This is a genomic window from Streptomyces sp. BBFR102, from assembly GCF_051397025.1.
Taxonomy (GTDB): domain Bacteria; phylum Actinomycetota; class Actinomycetes; order Streptomycetales; family Streptomycetaceae; genus Streptomyces.
The window spans coordinates 5,073,833-5,089,403 of the sequence record NZ_CP195757.1 but is presented as its reverse complement, the minus strand read 5'-3'; the positions used below and the strand labels follow the sequence as shown (position 1 = coordinate 5,089,403).

The following is a 15,571-nucleotide window of genomic DNA, read 5'->3' as shown; positions in this document are numbered from 1 at the left end:
TGTCCCGAAGGACGTATCAGCCATGGCCGCAACCCCGCAGAATCCCGCTGCCGCCACGCCGCGCCGCAAGGCGGGCCGTCACCGTGGTGAGGGTCAGTGGGCAGCGGGTCACCTCACCCCGCTCAACGGCAACGAACAGTTCAAGAAGGATGACGACGGTCTCAATGTGCGGACACGCATTGAGACGATCTACTCCCAGCGTGGTTTCGCCTCCATCGACCCCGACGACCTGCGCGGCCGTATGCGCTGGTGGGGTCTGTACACCCAGCGCCGCCCCGGCGTCGACGGCGGCAGGACCGCCGTGCTGGCGCCGGAGGAGCTGGACGACGAGTACTTCATGCTCCGGGTCCGCGTCGACGGCGGCCGGCTGACGACCCGGCAACTGCGGGTGATCGGTGAGATCTCCCAGGAGTTCGCCCGGGGCACCGCCGACATCACCGACCGGCAGAACATCCAGTACCACTGGATCAGGATCGAGGACGTCCCCGAGATCTGGAACCGGCTGGAGGCCGTCGGCCTGTCGACGACCGAGGCGTGCGGCGACACCCCGCGCGTCATCCTCGGCTCGCCGGTCGCCGGGATCGCCGAGGACGAGATCGTCGACGGCACCTGGGCCATCGAGGAGATCCAGCGCCGCGTCATCGGCAACCCCGCGTTCTCCAACCTGCCACGGAAGTTCAAGTCGGCGATCTCCGGCTCGCCGCTGCTGGACGTCGCCCACGAGATCAACGACGTCTCCTTCGTCGGCGTCCGCCACCCCGAGCTGGGCCCCGGCTTCGACCTGTGGGTCGGCGGCGGGCTCTCCACCAACCCCAGAATCGGCCAGCGCCTCGGCGCCTGGGTGCCGCTGGCGGAGGTGCCCGAGGTCTACGAGGGCGTCATCTCGGTCTTCCGCGACCACGGCTACCGCCGCCTGCGCACCCGCGCCCGGCTGAAGTTCCTCCTCGCCGACTGGGGCACCGAGAAGTTCCGCCAGGTCCTGGAGGACGACTACCTCGGCCGCAGGCTCACCGACGGCCCCGCCCCGGAACAACCGCTGGCCCGCTGGCGCGACCACATCGGCGCCCACCGGCAGCGCGACGGCCGCTTCTGCGTCGGCTTCGCCCCACGCGTCGGCCGCGTCGACGGCACCACCCTGGTCGAGATCGCCGAGCTGGCGGAGGCGCACGGCTCCGGCCGGCTGCGCACCACGGCCGAGCAGAAGATGCTCGTGCTCGACGTCGAGGAGGAGCAGGTCGCCCCGCTCAGCGCCGGCCTGGAGGCGCTCGGCCTGGCCACCGCCCCCTCGCCCTTCCGGCGCGGCACGATGGCCTGCACCGGCATCGAGTTCTGCAAGCTGGCGATCGTCGAGACCAAGGCGCGCGGCGCCGCGCTCATCGACGAACTGGAGCGCCGCATACCGGAGTTCGACGAGCCGATCACCATCAACCTGAACGGCTGCCCGAACGCCTGCGCCCGCATCCAGGTCGCCGACATCGGCCTCAAGGGGCAGCTCCTGACGGACCCCGACGGCAGGCAGGTCGAGGGGTTCCAGGTACACCTCGGCGGTGCGCTCGGCCTGGAGGCCGGTTTCGGCCGCAAGGTGCGCGGACTGAAGGTCACCGCCGACGAACTCCCCGACTACGTCGAGCGGGTGCTCAGGCGCTTCCAGGAGGGGCGCGAGGAGGGCGAGCGGTTCGCGACCTGGGCCGCCCGTGCCGACGAGGAGGCCCTGTCGTGAGCGAGCGCGCCGCCCCCTTCCACTGCCCGTACTGCGGCGACGAGGACCTGCGCCCCGGTGAACAGGGCCACGGCGCGTGGGAGTGCGCCGCCTGCAACCGCGCGTTCCAGCTGAAGTTCCTGGGCCTGCTCACCCGTGGGCCGGCCCGTGGCACGTACGGAGAGGGCGAGGCGGTATGAGCGGGACACGCGTCGAACCGGCCGCGGCGGACGCCGGCGAGGCGGAGCTGCGGGCCCTCGCCGAGCGGGCCGGGGCCGAGCTGGAGGAGGCGCCGGCGCTGGAGATCGTGCGCTGGGCCGCCGGCACCTTCGGCGAGCGGTTCTGCGTCACCTCCTCGATGGAGGACGCGGTCGTCGCCCACCTCGCCTCCCGGGTGCGGCCCGGCGTGGACGTCGTCTTCCTCGACACCGGCTACCACTTCCCGGAGACCCTCGGCACCCGCGACGCCGTCGCCGCCGTCCTCGACGTCAACGTCCTCACCCTGAGCCCGCGTCAGAGCGTGCCCGAGCAGGACGCCGAGTACGGCCCGAAGCTCCACGAACGTGACCCCGGCCTGTGCTGCGCCCTGCGCAAGGTCAAGCCCCTCGCGGAGGGCCTGTCGGGGTACGACGCCTGGGCGACCGGGCTGCGCCGCGACGAGTCGCCGACCCGCGCCGGCACCCCGGTCGTCGGCTGGGACGCGCGCCGCCGCAAGGTCAAGGTCTCCCCCATCGCCCGCTGGACCCAGGACGACGTGGACGCGTACGTCGGCGAGTTCGGCGTGCTGACCAACCCGCTGCTCACCGACGGCTACGCCTCCGTCGGCTGCGCCCCCTGCACCCGCCGCGTGGCGGCCGGGGAGGACGCCCGGGCCGGGCGCTGGGCGGGCACGGCCAAGACCGAGTGCGGGCTGCACGGCTGAACCATGGAGACCACCACCCCCGCACCGCCCACCGGGGCGGCCCCCTCGCAGACCCGTACCCCGCAGCATGATCCGCAGAGGCAGGAGAAGAACGTGAGCGGAGCCACCGTCTGGCTCACCGGTCTGCCGAGCGCCGGCAAGACCACCCTCGCCCGGGAAACGGCGGCCCTGCTCGGCGCCGACGGCCACCGCACCGAGGTCCTCGACGGTGACGAGATCCGCACCTTCCTCTCGGCCGGCCTCGGCTTCGGGAGGGCGGAGAGGGACACCAACGTCCAGCGCATCGGCTTCGTCGCCGAACTCCTCGCCTCGCACGGCGTGACCGTGCTGGTGCCGGTCATCGCGCCGTACGCGGACAGCCGCGCGGCCGTCCGCGAGCGGCACGCGAAGAACGGCACCCCGTACCTGGAGGTGCACGTCGCCACCCCGGTGGAGGTCTGCGCCGAGCGCGACGTGAAGGGCCTGTACGCGCGTCAGGCGGCGGGCGAGATCAGCGGCCTGACGGGAGTGGACGACCCCTACGAGGTGCCCGAGGCCCCGGATCTGCGGATCGGGACGCACACCGCGACGGTCGCCGAGTCGGCCGAGAGCCTGCGGACGCTGCTGGCCGGGCGCGGGCTGCTCACCCCCGGGCAGCCCGCCGGCTCCGAAGAAGAAAGGCGAGGCGCATGAGAACCATCGCTTCCTCCGCGCGGGCCGCCGGCCCCGAGACCCCGTACGCCCTGAGCCACCTGGACGCGCTGGAGTCGGAGGCCGTGCACATCTTCCGGGAGGTGGCGGGCGAGTTCGAGCGTCCGGTGATCCTCTTCTCGGGCGGCAAGGACTCCATCGTCATGCTGCACCTGGCGCTGAAGGCGTTCGCGCCGGCGGCGGTGCCCTTCTCGCTGCTGCACGTGGACACGGGGCACAACTTCCCCGAGGTGCTGGAGTACCGGGACCGCACGGTGGCCGGGCACGGGCTGCGGCTGCACGTGGCCTCGGTGCAGGCGTACATCGACCGGGGTGACCTGCGTGAGCGCCCGGACGGGACCCGCAACCCGCTCCAGACCGTGCCGCTGACCGACGCGATCCGGGAGCAGCGTTTCGACGCGGTCCTCGGCGGCGGGCGGCGTGACGAGGAGAAGGCCCGCGCCAAGGAGCGGGTCTTCTCGCTGCGCGACGCGTTCTCCCAGTGGGACCCGCGCCGCCAGCGCCCCGAACTGTGGCAGCTCTACAACGGCCGCCACGCCCCCGGCGAGCACGTCCGCGTCTTCCCGCTCTCCAACTGGACCGAGCTGGACGTCTGGCAGTACATCGCCCGCGAGTCCATCGAGCTGCCGGAGATCTACTTCGCCCACGAGCGGCCGGTGTTCCGCCGCGGCGGCATGTGGCTCACCGCCGGCGAGTGGGGCGGCCCGAAGGACGACGAGCCGGTCGAGACCCGCCTCGTGCGCTACCGCACCGTCGGCGACATGTCCTGCACCGGAGCCGTCGACTCCGGCGCCACCACTCTGGACGCCGTCATCACCGAGATCGCCGCCTCCCGCCTCACCGAGCGCGGCGCCACCCGCGCCGACGACAGGCTCTCCGAGGCCGCCATGGAGGACCGCAAGCGCGAGGGGTACTTCTAGCCGTGACCGCCACCACCGCCGAGCAGCTCTCGGCCACCACCCTGCTGCGGTTCGCCACCGCCGGCTCCGTCGACGACGGCAAGTCCACCCTGGTCGGGCGGCTTCTGCACGACTCCAAGTCGGTCCTCACCGACCAGTTGGAGGCCGTCGAGGCCGCCTCGCTCAGCCGCGGCCACGACGGCCCGGACCTGGCGCTGCTCACCGACGGCCTGCGCGCCGAGCGCGAACAGGGCATCACCATCGACGTGGCCTACCGCTACTTCGCCACCCCCCGGCGCCGGTTCATCCTCGCGGACACACCGGGCCACGTGCAGTACACCCGCAACATGGTCACCGGCGCCTCCACCGCCGAAGTGGCCGTGGTCCTGGTCGACGCCCGCAACGGCGTCGTCGAGCAGACCCGCCGCCACGCCGCCGTCGCCGCCCTGCTGCGCGTCCCCCGCGTCGTCCTCGCGGTCAACAAGATGGACCTCGTCGACTACGCCGAGCCGGTGCACGCCGCCATCGCCGAGGAGTTCACCGCGTACGCCACCTCGCTGGGCGTGCCCGAGGTGAGGGCCATCCCGATCTCTGCGCTGGCCGGGGACAACGTGGTGGAGCCCTCGGCGCGGATGGACTGGTACACCGGCCCGACCGTGCTGGAACACCTGGAGACCGTCCCGGTCAGCCACGACCTGACCGCCTGCGCCCCGCGCTTCCCGGTGCAGTACGTGATCCGGCCGCAGAGCGCCGAGCACCCCGACTACCGGGGCTACGCCGGGCAGATCGCCTCGGGCGCGCTCCGGGTCGGCGAGGAGGTGGTGGTGCTGCCGTCCGGGCGGACCAGCACCGTCGCGGCGATCGACGCGCTCGGCGAGCCGGTCGGCATCGCCTGGGCACCGCAGTCGGTGACGGTGCGCCTCACCGACGACGTGGACGTCTCGCGCGGCGACCTGATCGCGCCGGCGGCCCAGGCACCGGAGCTGACCCGCGAGGTCACCGCGACCGTCTGCCACGTGGCGGACGCCCCGCTGACCGTGGGCCACCGGGTGCTGCTCAAGCACACCACCCGCACGGTCAAGGCGGTCGTGGAGGCGATCCCCTCGCGGCTCACCCTGGACGACCTCTCCCAGCACCCCGAGCCGGGGCGCCTTGAGGCCAACGACATCGGCCGGGTGCGGCTGCGCACCGCCGAGCCGCTGGCACTGGACGCGTACGCGCTCTCGCGGCGTACCGGATCGTTCCTGCTGATCGACCCGGCGGACGGGACGACACTGACCGCCGGCATGGCGGGCGACGCCTTCGCCGACGGTACGGCCGCCGCCGCGCCGGCCCCCGAGGCCGACGACGAGGGCTGGGACTTCTGAGATGACGACGGACGGCAGCACCGCCGCGGGCGCCGGCCCCTCCTTCGCGGACGTCTACGCGACGTTCGCGAAGGAGGGCGGCCGGGTCGGCAGCGGGGTGCTCGGCAGCGGGCAGGGCGGGGTCGCGCGATGTGCGCGCTGACGTACGCGCACCGCTCGCGCGCCCGCACCCCCCACCCGCTCCAGCGAAGACCGCCGACCGCCCGGCCGCCCCGACACCGGGGCCCCTGAGTGCCGCCGGGCCTGCGAGAGGACACCTCCCGTGCCTGCCAGCCGTCCCCCGTTCCGTACCCGTACCCGCGTCCTGGGCGCCGCTGCGGCCCTGCCGCTGCTCGTCGGCGCCCTCGCCTCGTGCGGCTACGGTGCGGGCGCCGCCGACGAGAAGCCTGAGAGGGCCACGGGCGGCGGCAAGCTCTCCACCGACAAGGTGAAGATCGGCTACTTCCCGAACCTCACCCACGCCACCGCCCTGGTCGGCGTGGAGAAGGGCCTCCTCGAGCGGGAGCTGGGCGGCGCCGAACTGGTCCCCTCCACCTTCAACGCCGGTCCCTCCGAAATCGAGGCGCTCAACTCGGGCTCCATCGACATCGGTTTCATCGGCCCCTCGCCGTCCGTCAACGGCTACGCCACGTCGCACGGCGACAGCCTGCGCGTCATCAGCGGCTCCGCCTCCGGCGGCGTCAAGCTGGTCGTCAACCCCGACAGGATCAAGCAGCCCGAGGACCTCAAGGGCAAGAAGATCGCCACCCCGCAGCTGGGCAACACCCAGGACGTGGCGTTCCTGCACTGGATCTCCGAGCAGGGGTGGAAGGTCGACCCGCAGTCGGGCGAGGGGGACGTCTCGGTCGTCCGCACCGACAACAAGATCACCCCGGACGCCTACGCCTCCGGTTCGCTGGACGGCGCGTGGGTGCCGGAGCCGACCGCCTCCAAGCTGGTCGCCGACGGCGCCGAAGTGCTGCTGGACGAGGCCGACCTGTGGCCGGACAGGAAGTTCGTGATCACCAACATCATCGTGTCGCAGAAGTTCCTCAAGGAGCACCCGGACGCCGTCGAGGCGGTGCTGCGGGGCACGGTGAAGACCAACAAGTGGATCAACGACAACCCGGACGAGGCCAAGGCGTCGGCCAACGAGGCGCTGAAGAACCTCACCGGCAAGCCGCTGCCCGCAGGCATCCTCGACCCGGCGTGGGAGTCCATCGAGATCACCGACGACCCGCTGGCCGCCACCCTCGACTCGCAGGCCGAGCACGCGGTCGGCGCCGGTCTCCTGGAGAAGCCCGACCTCAAGGGCATCTACGACCTGCGACCGCTGAACAAGGTGCTCGGGGCCGAGGGCGCGCCCCCCGTGGACGACGCCGGGCTCGGCGTCGGGTAGCCCTCGCCGCCCGGTACCCCGACCGCAGCCCGTCCGCCCGCTCGCCCCGGGCGGCCGGCCCCTTCCCGGAGGTGACTCCCATGACCACCACGGCCACCGAGGCAGGCCCCGCAGACGGTACGCCCGCCAAAGCCGCGCCGCCCCCCGCCGCCCGCGTCTGCCACGTCTCCAAGTCCTACCCCGGTCCGGCCGGGGACCAGCTCGTCCTCGACGACATCACCCTGGACGTGGCACCGGGCGAGTTCGTCACGCTGCTCGGCGCGTCCGGGTGCGGCAAGTCCACGCTGCTCAACCTGATCGCGGGGCTGGACGCGCCGAGCGGCGGCACCATCGAGACGCCCGGCCGCCCGGCACTGATGTTCCAGGAGCACGCGCTCTTCCCCTGGCTGACGGCGGGCAAGAACGTCGAACTGGCGCTGAGGCTGCGCGGCGTGCCCAAGCCGGAACGCCGCCCGCGCGCCGAGGAACTCCTGGCGCGGGTACGGCTGGCCGGCGCCCACGGCAAGCGGGTGCACGAGCTGTCCGGCGGCATGCGCCAGCGGGTGGCACTGGCGCGGGCGCTGGCCCAGGACAGCCGGCTGCTGCTGATGGACGAACCGTTCGCCGCGCTCGACGCCATCACCCGCGACGTCCTGCACGACGAGCTGACCGGGGTCTGGCGCACCGCCAACACCGACCCCGACGGCCGGAAGCTGTCCGTCCTGTTCGTCACGCACAACGTCCGCGAGGCGGTACGGCTCGCCCAGCGCGTCGTGCTGCTGTCCTCCCGTCCCGGCCGGGTGGCCCGGCAGTGGACGGTGGACATCCCGCAGCCGCGCCGCATCGAGGACGCGGCCGTGGCGGAGCTGTCCGTCGAGATCACCGAAGAACTGCGTGGGGAGATCCGTCGCCATGGCCGGCACTGATACCCGCGGCGCCGCCGAAAGGACGGCCCGCGAACCCGAAAAGCCCGCCGAGGACCTGGCGGGTCTGGGGGCGGGGCTCGACGCCCTGGACGCGGTCCCCGCCCGCCGCACCCCGCTGCGCGAGACCCTGGTCCGCAAGGTGCTGCCACCGCTGGTCGCGGGGGCGCTGGTCCTGGTGGTCTGGCAGGTCCTGGTCCGGGCGCAGGTCACCGAGGCGTACAAGCTGCCTTCGCCCGGCGCCGTCTGGGCCGAGGTCCTTGACGCCTGGCACCAGGGGACGCTGCTCGGCTACATCTGGACCAGCGTCTCGCGCGGCCTGCTCGGTTTCCTCTTCGCGCTGGCCATCGGTACGCCGCTGGGGCTGCTGGTGGCGCGGGTGGCGTTCGTCCGGGCCGCGATCGGGCCGATCCTCTCCGGCCTCCAGTCACTGCCGTCGGTGGCCTGGGTGCCGCCGGCGGTGATCTGGCTGGGCCTCGACGACCGGATGATGTTCGCGGTGATCCTGCTGGGCGCCGTCCCCTCCATCGCCAACGGCCTCGTCTCCGGCATCGACCAGGTGCCCCCGCTCTACCTGCGGGCCGGCCGCACCCTGGGCGCGAGGGGGCTGCGCGGCACCCGGCACATCGTGATGCCCGCGGCGCTGCCCGGCTACCTGGCGGGACTGAAGCAGGGCTGGGCGTTCTCCTGGCGGTCGCTGATGGCGGCGGAGATCATCGCCTCCTCGCCGGAACTCGGCGTCGGCCTCGGCCAGTTGCTGGAGAACGGCCGCACCGCGAGCAGCATGCCCGTGGTCTTCCTCGCCATCCTGCTCATCCTCGTCGTCGGCGTCGCCATCGACCTGCTGATCTTCAGCCCGCTGGAGCGCTGGGTACTGCGCGACCGCGGGCTGCTCGTGAGGAGCTGACCATGCGCCACCTCGCCCCGCCCTCCTGCGCCCCGCCCGTCCTGGTGATGGTCGCCCACGGCAGCCGGGACCCCCGGCACGCCGCCACCGTGCGCACCCTGGCCGAGCGGGTCCGCGGGCTCGCCCCCGGACTGCGGGTCGAGGCCGCCTTCCTCGACTTCGAGGCCGAGACGGTGCCCGCCCTCCTGGCGCGGCTGTACGCCGAAGGGGTGCGGGACGTCGTGGCGCTGCCGCTCCTGCTGACCCGGGCCTTCCACGCCAAGGCCGACCTGCCCGCCGTCCTTGGCGAGAGCACGGCCGCGCTGCCCCTGCTGCGCGTTTGGCGGGCCGGGGTGCTCGGCCCGTCCCCGCTGCTGGTGGCGGCGTTGGAGCGGCGGCTTCGCGAGGCCGGGGTGGAGCTGGGGCGGCGTGGCTCGACCGGGGTCGTGCTGGCCTCGGCGGGCTCCCGTGACCCGGAGGCGATCGCGGTGGTCGCGGACATCGCGCGGGAGTGGCGGCGTACCGGTTGGTGCGCCGTGCGGCCTGCGTTCGCCTCCGCCTGCGGCCCCGGGCGTCCCCGGACCGAGGAAGCGGTCTCCGCGCTGCGCGCCGGGGGCGCGCGCCGGGTGGTGGTCGCACCCTACGTCCTGGCCCCCGGGCGGCTCCCGGACCGGATCGCGGCGGGGTCCGCCGGGGCGGACGTGCTCGCACCGGTGCTGGGGGCCGCTCCCGAGGTGGCCCGCCTGGTCCTGCGCCGCTATCGCGCCGTGGTGGCCTCGCATCCGGTGGCGGCCTGACCCCGGCCGGGGCCGTCCACCCCGCCCGGCCCGGAGCGGACGGTCCCGGCCGACGAGGCGCGCCCGCGCACCACCCCGGCGTCCGCGGGCACCGGCCACACCCGCGACACCGTGCCGCGGGGCCCGCCGCTGTCCACAGGGCGGCGGGGCGCGGCGGATCGCGGGTATCGTCGGCCCGGCCGGCACCCCCTACTTCCCCCAGGAGCGACATGTCCGTCCTCGATGTCGAGATCGACGCCCTCACCGGCGGTTCCGCAGACCTGGCCCAGTACGGGGGCTCGGCCGTGCTGGTCGTCAACGTGGCGTCCCGGTGCGGCCTGACGCCGCAGTACGCGGGGCTGGAGAAGCTGCACCAGCGGTACGCGGAACGCGGGTTCACCGTGCTGGGCGTGCCGTGCAACCAGTTCATGGGGCAGGAGCCCGGCACCGCCGAGGAGATCGCGACGTTCTGCTCGGCCACATACGGCACGTCCTTCCCGATGACGGAGAAGACCGACGTCAACGGCGCCGGCCGGCACCCGCTCTACACGGGGCTGGTGGGGACGGCCGACGCCGAGGGCCACACCGGGGACATCCGCTGGAACTTCGAGAAGTTCCTCATCGCCCCGGACGGCACGGTCGCCGCGCGCTTCTCGCCCCAGACGGAGCCCGAGGCCGAAGAGATCACCTCGGCTGTGGAGGCCGTCCTGCCCCGCTGAGACCGGGTGTTCACGCGTCGAGGCCGAAGCGGCAGCGGGCCCCGCCCGCTCAAGCCGTTCCCGCGCCTCCCGGCCCGGGCGGACGGCAGCACCTCGGCCTCCGCGGTGACCCCCTGCCCGGCGCGGGACTCCGGCGTCCTGGCGGTGGGCAGTACGCCCGCCGGGCCGCCCGGTGTGCGCGGTCCCGGCGGGGGCGCCAGGCCGGGCGGTGCGAAGACGGTCCCGGCGGTCAGGCCGGACCGGCCGCGTGCCCCGGCCGTCCGACGTTCGCCCGTGGTGGGCGGTGGGCCGGCGGCGCGCGGGCGTCGTCGGCCGTGCCGGGCCGGCCCCGGTGCACGCGCGCCCGGGGGCCGGCCTCCCCTCCGTCGGCCCGTGGGGCGGGCCGGTCGGAGTGGCGCACTCCGGCACCGGCGGACCGGTCTGTCGGTTAGCGTGGCGCCATGTCACTGGAACCCTCGGCCCAGCGCGGAGTCGCGGCCCGGCGGCGCATCCTCGACGCCGCCACGACGGAATTCGCCCGGCACGGCGCCGCGGGCGCCCGGGTGGAGCGCGTGATCCAGGCCGCGCAGACCAACAAGGCCCAGCTGTACGGGTACTTCGGCAACAAGGCCGGCCTCTTCGACGCGGTGGTGGACGACTCGCTGGACCGGATCGCCACCCTGGTCCCGATCGACGCCGAGGATCTGGCCGGCTGGGCCGTCCGCCTCTACGACGCGTACCTGGAGGCGCCGGAGCTGATCCGCCTCGCCACCTGGGTCCGGCTGGAACGGAAGCCGGCCGGGTATCTGACCAAGCGCCCCACCCGGTCCGACAGCGCCAGGACCGAGGCCATCACCCGTGCCCAGGCGGCCGGGCTGGTCCGCGAGGGCGACCCGTTCGACCTCTTGGCGCTGGTCATCGCGATGTCCTGCGCGTGGTCCCCGGCGAGCGGGGTCTACACCGCCACCGTCGGCGAGGACCCGGCGGCCCACGAACGCCGCCGCGCCCTCCTGCACGACTGCGTACGGAGCGCCACCGCGCCCTGACCCCCCTGGAGCCGACGGGCCCGGGAACGCGAACGGCCGCCGTGCCCCGTGGGGGTGGGCACGGCGGCCGCCGCTTCAGAGGGCGGGTGTCCCGGGCCGGAGCCCGGGACACCCGGTGCCGAACTGGCCGGCGTGGCGCGTCGGTTACTCGGTGACCTTCAGGAGCAGGTTGGGCGTGCCGGCGCTCGGGTCGGTGATGGCGTCCGGGGTGGCACCCTCGGTGAGCGCGGTGGCGACCTCCTCCGGGGTGGCCTCCGGGTTGCCCGCGAGGTAGACGGCGGCGGCGCCGACGACGTGCGGGGTGGCCATGGAGGTGCCGGAGATGGTGTTGGTGGCGTCGTCGCCGGTGTTCCAGGCCGAGGTGATCTCGGAGCCCGGGGCGTAGATGTCGACGATCTCGCCGTAGTTGGAGAAGGACGACTGCGCGTCGTCCTCGTCGGAGGAGGCCACGGTGATGGCTTCCTCGACGCGGGCGGGCGAGCTGGACGAGGCGTCGCTGGACTCGTTGCCCGCGGCGACACCGTAGGTGACACCGGCGGCGATCGAGTTGCGGACCGCCGTGTCGAGGGCCTCGTCGGCGCCGCCGCCGAGGCTCATGTTGGCGACGGACGGGCCGGAGTGGTTCTCGGTGACCCAGTCGATACCGGCGATGACCTGCTCGGTGGTGCCGGAGCCGTTGTCGTCCAGGACGCGGACGGCGACGATGTCGGCCTTCTTGGCGACACCGTGGGCGGCGCCGGCGATGGTGCCGGCGACGTGGGTGCCGTGGCCGTTGCCGTCGTCGGCGTCGTCGTCGTTGTCCACCGCGTCGTAGCCGGAGGTGGCGCGGCCCTCGAAGTCCTCGTGGGTCACGCGGACGCCGGTGTCGATGACGTAGGCGGTGACGCCCTCACCGGCCGCGTCGGGGTAGTTGTACGCGCCGTCACCGGCGGTCTCGGCCTGGTCGATGCGGTCCAGGCCCCAGGACGGCGGGTTGGTCTGGGTCGCGTCGATGCTGAACTTCTTGTTCTGGACGACCTTCTCGACCGCCGGGTCGGCGGCCAGGCGCTTGGCGTCCTCCAGGGACATGCCGGCGGTGGAGAAGCCGTTGACGGCCGAGCCGTAGTTGCGCTTGAAGGTGCCGCCGTACTCCTTGGCCAGGCCCTTCTTCTCGGCCTTGCTGGCCTTCTCGTCGAGCATGACGATGTAGCTGCCGGAGACGGCGCCCTTGGCGGCGGTGCCGTAGACCTTGCCCTCGGCGGGCGCCGGAGTGGCACCCGCGAACGGGCTCGCGAAGACGGTGACACCGACCGCCATGGCGGTGGTGGCTATCGCGGCGGTGAGCTTGGCCCGGCGGGCACGCTGGTGAGTTGCCATGAAGAGGGATCTCCTCGCGCTGTGTGGGGGGTTATGAGGATGCGCGGCGCACACCGTCCGCCCGAGTACGACAGTGGGGGTGGGGCGGGTGATGCGGCCGGACACCAACTGCCCCGGAAACTCTGGCGAATTGCTGGGGCTGGGACGAAACACTGTCTGATTGACGCGCGCAGATCAAGACCTTCATGAGTCTGTGACTTGTTCAACAAGTTTTCGTAATCACAAATCCGCGACCTGCTGACACTTCGGGCACCAGCGGTCGCTTCCCTCACTTTCCGGGGGTATGCGGGTCACGAGCGTGAAGGTTCTGCGAGCGTTCCGGCGACTTGGTGATCACCTGGTCGGGGCTCGTGAGCACTCGCGAATGCGCCCCACGCGCCCGGCACGACCGGAGTCCCGCGCCCCAGTTGAACCGGCCACCGGCTGGCCGAATCCCCAGGGCCGCCTCCCCGCCGCGACGTCGAGATCCGGCCACCCGATCGGCCGGTAATCCTCCCCACGGGCCCCGGCACCCCCTCCGCCGAACGGACGCCACCCATCTCGCAGCGGTACAGGGGCGCGGCGCGAAAGCCGACACAACACAGCGAACACCGCACACCGGACACCACTCGTCGCAGGAGACCCCCATGACGCTCTCGCACGCCCCCTCCCCCGACGCCCTGGACGAGGAGGCCGCCCGGCTCCACGAGTCCGCTGTCTGGCAGGAACTCGTCGCCTCCTGGCCTGTCACCGCCGCCCCCGGCGCCCGGCCCGACGGCACACCGGCCCCCGGACCGGGCGCCTCCTCCCCCCGCCAGGACCTGGCCGCCTCTCAGGAGGAGTGGCGCGCCCTGCTCTCCGTCCCGGTCTCCGAACTCGTCGCGCGGGCGGCCCGCGCCCTCCCCGCACCGGACCCGGCGGCCGGCTCCCCGCTGCCGGGCCGCGTACAGGCGGTCCTCCCCGACCGCCTGTACGGCTGGCGGCGCGCGGGCCGCTCCGAGGTGCTCCCCTCGGTCCACATGGCGTACGCGCGCCGCGTCCTGGTCGAGTGGGGGTGGCAGAACCGTCCGTACCGTTTGCGGAACCTGCGCGGCGCCCGCTGCCTGTGCGGCGCCCTGCTCACCGCCCACCGCCTCGGCCACGGAAGCCTGGACACCGCCAACCGGTCGGCCGCCTGGCTGATGACCGAGCTGCGCGCCCGGGGCTGGCGGGACCTCATCGGCCCGTGGAACCGCGCCCCGGGCAGAACGGCCGGCGAGGCCCTGGAACTCCTCGACGCGGCGAGGGCCCGGGCCCGCCGCGCGGGCGAATGAGCCGGGCCCTCGACCCCGCCCGGTGTCCGGCAGTTCGCGGGGCTCGTCGGCCGCCGCGCCGCCCTGGCCCAGGAGGCCCCCGGCGGGCCGGGGCGGGACCTGCTCGGCGGGCCCGGTGGTGACGCGGGGCAGCGCGTACGGGTGCTCCTCGACGAGCCGGACGAGGAGCTGCTCGCGGACGGCGCGACGGGCGGTCCAGATGTCGTCGGCGTCCTGGGGGTGACGACCACGCGCACTTCCATGGTGGCGGCGGTGAGTCGGCGACCGCCAGGCTCCGGGAGCACCCGTCCCACGCCTCGCGGTGGTCGGGGATCTCCTCGGTCCTCTTACGCGCCGGACCGAGCGGGGCCCGGTGGTCGGGCGGGAGGAAGACCGACCCGGTCGTCCTCCCGCCGCCGCGCGACCAGTTCGCGAAGGGCCGGCTGGTGAGGCAGGAGACGGGCATGGTGATGCGCCGCTCGTCCCAGGTACGGACCGCGACCCCGGTGAGGGTCACCTCGCCCGGCCGGCCGCCGGCGCCGCCCTGGCTGCGGCGTTCCGCGAGGGCCGGCGGCCCGAACGGCAGTCGGCCGGGCCGCCGGTTCCGGCTCGGCCAACGCCGGGGACCGAGGAGGCGACGGAGGAACCCGCCACCGTCCGGCCGCCTCCCCTCCCCCTCGCCTGTGCCGCGCCGGGGCGGGCCGGGCGGGGCACAGCAGGTCCCCGGACCCCGGCGTCACCGAGGGTGAAAGACTGGCCGGGCACCATACATACGGAGGAACGATGGACGAGCCCCAGGCCAGATCCGTGCTGGCCGCCGCCGGCCTCACGACCCCGGCCGAAGAGGCGGTTCTGCTGGCCTTCGGCGAGAACGCCGTCTTCGCCTTCGGCGACGTCGTGGCCAAGGTGGGCCGCGCCCCCGAGCTGCTCGAACGCGCCCGCCGCGAACTGCGGATCGCCGTCTGGCTCCAGGAGCAGGGCGTCCCCGCCGTCCGCGCCGTACAGCCCGAGCCCCTGCTGGTCGACGGCCACCCCGTCACCCTGTGGCGCCGGCTGTCCGAACCGGTCCGACCGGCAGCCCCGGCGGACCTCGCCGCCCTGCTCCGCCAGGTCCACGCGCTGGACCCGCCCCCGTTCGGGCTGCCCCGCCGGGAACTCCTGGGCGGTGTCGAGCGCTGGCTGCGGCTGGCGGGCGACGCCGTCGACCCGGCCGACGCCGACTACCTCCGCGAACGCAGGGACGGCTTCGCCCAGGCGGCGGCCACCCTGGTCCCGCACCTCCCGCCCGGCCCCATCCACGGCGACGCGCTGCCGCGCAACGTCCACATCGGCCCCGACGGACCGGTCCTCACCGACCTGGAGACCTTCTCCTCGGACCTGCGCGAACACGACCTGGTGGTCCTGGCCCTCTCCCGCGACCGGTACGGCCTCCCCGACGAGGAGTACCGGCGGTTCACCTCGGTCTACGGCTGGGACGTGCGGGAGTGGGAGGGCTGCGCGGTCCTGCGCGGCGCCCGCGAGACGGCCAGCTGCGCCTGGGTCTCCCAGCACGCCCCGGGCAATCCCCGGGCACTGGCCGAGTTCCGCCGCAGGGTCGCCTCACTCCGCGAGGGCGACACCGAGGTCCGCTGGCACCCCTTCTGACGGCGGACCGCTCCGGCAGGTGCCCACCCGGTCCCGT

General features: G+C 73.9%; 16 protein-coding genes. 15 read left to right on the top strand and 1 reads right to left on the bottom strand.

What is annotated here, in order from left to right; translation table 11 throughout:
- Positions 1-22 precede the first annotated feature (22 nt).
- From ACSLIC_RS22505 to ACSLIC_RS22445, 13 genes are all read left to right on the top strand, one after another.
- Entirely contained in the window at positions 23-1,720 is a 1,698-nt protein-coding gene (locus tag ACSLIC_RS22505) for a nitrite/sulfite reductase (RefSeq protein WP_436739515.1), read from the top strand.
- Positions 1,717-1,899, top strand: coding sequence for a hypothetical protein (locus tag ACSLIC_RS22500; RefSeq protein WP_436739514.1), 183 nt, complete (start codon positions 1,717-1,719; stop codon positions 1,897-1,899). The genes ACSLIC_RS22505 and ACSLIC_RS22500 overlap by 4 nt, the downstream gene beginning before the upstream one ends.
- Entirely contained in the window at positions 1,896-2,621 is a 726-nt protein-coding gene (locus ACSLIC_RS22495) for a phosphoadenylyl-sulfate reductase (RefSeq protein WP_436739513.1), read from the top strand. The genes ACSLIC_RS22500 and ACSLIC_RS22495 overlap by 4 nt, the downstream gene beginning before the upstream one ends.
- A gap of 3 nt (positions 2,622-2,624) precedes the next feature.
- Positions 2,625-3,293 (top strand): adenylyl-sulfate kinase, encoded by a 669-nt coding sequence (cysC, locus tag ACSLIC_RS22490; RefSeq protein WP_436739512.1) that lies wholly within the window; start codon positions 2,625-2,627, stop codon positions 3,291-3,293.
- On the top strand, positions 3,290-4,231 hold the full coding sequence (gene cysD / locus ACSLIC_RS22485; protein WP_436739511.1) for a sulfate adenylyltransferase subunit CysD: 942 nt from the start codon (positions 3,290-3,292) through the stop codon (positions 4,229-4,231). Before cysC ends, cysD begins: the two co-directional genes overlap by 4 nt.
- Positions 4,232-4,233: 2 nt before the next feature.
- Complete coding sequence (locus ACSLIC_RS22480) at positions 4,234-5,577, top strand: sulfate adenylyltransferase subunit 1 (RefSeq protein ID WP_436739510.1); 1,344 nt, start codon at positions 4,234-4,236, stop codon at positions 5,575-5,577.
- Position 5,578: 1 nt separating this feature from the next.
- Entirely contained in the window at positions 5,579-5,719 is a 141-nt protein-coding gene (locus ACSLIC_RS22475; protein ID WP_436739509.1) for a hypothetical protein, read from the top strand.
- Between the two features lie 120 nt (positions 5,720-5,839).
- Positions 5,840-6,955 (top strand): ABC transporter substrate-binding protein, encoded by a 1,116-nt coding sequence (locus ACSLIC_RS22470; protein ID WP_436739508.1) that lies wholly within the window; start codon positions 5,840-5,842, stop codon positions 6,953-6,955.
- A gap of 80 nt (positions 6,956-7,035) precedes the next feature.
- Positions 7,036-7,860, top strand: coding sequence for an ABC transporter ATP-binding protein (locus ACSLIC_RS22465; protein ID WP_436739507.1), 825 nt, complete (start codon positions 7,036-7,038; stop codon positions 7,858-7,860).
- A complete protein-coding gene (locus ACSLIC_RS22460; protein WP_436739506.1) occupies positions 7,847-8,764 on the top strand; it encodes an ABC transporter permease in 918 nt (305 codons plus the stop codon). Before ACSLIC_RS22465 ends, ACSLIC_RS22460 begins: the two co-directional genes overlap by 14 nt.
- A gap of 2 nt (positions 8,765-8,766) precedes the next feature.
- On the top strand, positions 8,767-9,540 hold the full coding sequence (locus ACSLIC_RS22455; RefSeq protein WP_436739505.1) for a sirohydrochlorin chelatase: 774 nt from the start codon (positions 8,767-8,769) through the stop codon (positions 9,538-9,540).
- Between the two features lie 209 nt (positions 9,541-9,749).
- Positions 9,750-10,238, top strand: coding sequence for a glutathione peroxidase (locus tag ACSLIC_RS22450; RefSeq protein ID WP_436739504.1), 489 nt, complete (start codon positions 9,750-9,752; stop codon positions 10,236-10,238).
- A 440-nt stretch (positions 10,239-10,678) separates the two neighbouring features.
- On the top strand, positions 10,679-11,263 hold the full coding sequence (locus ACSLIC_RS22445; RefSeq protein ID WP_436739503.1) for a TetR family transcriptional regulator: 585 nt from the start codon (positions 10,679-10,681) through the stop codon (positions 11,261-11,263).
- 144 nt (positions 11,264-11,407) lie between these two features.
- On the opposite strand, the gene ACSLIC_RS22440 is transcribed toward ACSLIC_RS22445, so the two are convergent.
- Positions 11,408-12,619 (bottom strand): S8 family serine peptidase, encoded by a 1,212-nt coding sequence (locus tag ACSLIC_RS22440; protein ID WP_436739502.1) that lies wholly within the window; start codon positions 12,617-12,619, stop codon positions 11,408-11,410.
- A gap of 626 nt (positions 12,620-13,245) precedes the next feature.
- Between ACSLIC_RS22440 and ACSLIC_RS22435 the strand changes: the two genes are divergently transcribed.
- Both ACSLIC_RS22435 and ACSLIC_RS22430 read left to right on the top strand, forming a co-directional pair.
- Complete coding sequence (locus ACSLIC_RS22435) at positions 13,246-13,911, top strand: DUF6197 family protein (RefSeq protein WP_436739501.1); 666 nt, start codon at positions 13,246-13,248, stop codon at positions 13,909-13,911.
- 762 nt (positions 13,912-14,673) lie between these two features.
- Positions 14,674-15,534 carry an aminoglycoside phosphotransferase family protein gene (locus tag ACSLIC_RS22430; RefSeq protein WP_436739500.1) on the top strand — a complete coding sequence of 287 codons (861 nt, stop codon included), beginning with the start codon at positions 14,674-14,676 and terminating at the stop codon, positions 15,532-15,534.
- Positions 15,535-15,571 lie beyond the last annotated feature (37 nt).

Bases quoted from the DNA above. Each gene is read 5' to 3' on its own strand.
- ACSLIC_RS22505 (WP_436739515.1), top strand. From the start codon at position 23: ATGGCCGCAACCCCGCAGAATCCCGCTGCCGCCACGCCGCGCCGCAAG.
- ACSLIC_RS22495 (WP_436739513.1), top strand. From the start codon at position 1,896: ATGAGCGGGACACGCGTCGAACCGGCCGCGGCGGACGCCGGCGAGGCG.
- cysC (WP_436739512.1), top strand. From the start codon at position 2,625: ATGGAGACCACCACCCCCGCACCGCCCACCGGGGCGGCCCCCTCGCAG.
- cysD (WP_436739511.1), top strand. From the start codon at position 3,290: ATGAGAACCATCGCTTCCTCCGCGCGGGCCGCCGGCCCCGAGACCCCG.
- ACSLIC_RS22475 (WP_436739509.1), top strand. From the start codon at position 5,579: ATGACGACGGACGGCAGCACCGCCGCGGGCGCCGGCCCCTCCTTCGCG.
- ACSLIC_RS22465 (WP_436739507.1), top strand. From the start codon at position 7,036: ATGACCACCACGGCCACCGAGGCAGGCCCCGCAGACGGTACGCCCGCC.
- ACSLIC_RS22460 (WP_436739506.1), top strand. From the start codon at position 7,847: ATGGCCGGCACTGATACCCGCGGCGCCGCCGAAAGGACGGCCCGCGAA.
- ACSLIC_RS22455 (WP_436739505.1), top strand. From the start codon at position 8,767: ATGCGCCACCTCGCCCCGCCCTCCTGCGCCCCGCCCGTCCTGGTGATG.
- ACSLIC_RS22450 (WP_436739504.1), top strand. From the start codon at position 9,750: ATGTCCGTCCTCGATGTCGAGATCGACGCCCTCACCGGCGGTTCCGCA.
- ACSLIC_RS22445 (WP_436739503.1), top strand. From the start codon at position 10,679: ATGTCACTGGAACCCTCGGCCCAGCGCGGAGTCGCGGCCCGGCGGCGC.
- ACSLIC_RS22440 (WP_436739502.1), bottom strand. From the start codon at position 12,619: ATGGCAACTCACCAGCGTGCCCGCCGGGCCAAGCTCACCGCCGCGATA.
- ACSLIC_RS22435 (WP_436739501.1), top strand. From the start codon at position 13,246: ATGACGCTCTCGCACGCCCCCTCCCCCGACGCCCTGGACGAGGAGGCC.
- ACSLIC_RS22430 (WP_436739500.1), top strand. From the start codon at position 14,674: ATGGACGAGCCCCAGGCCAGATCCGTGCTGGCCGCCGCCGGCCTCACG.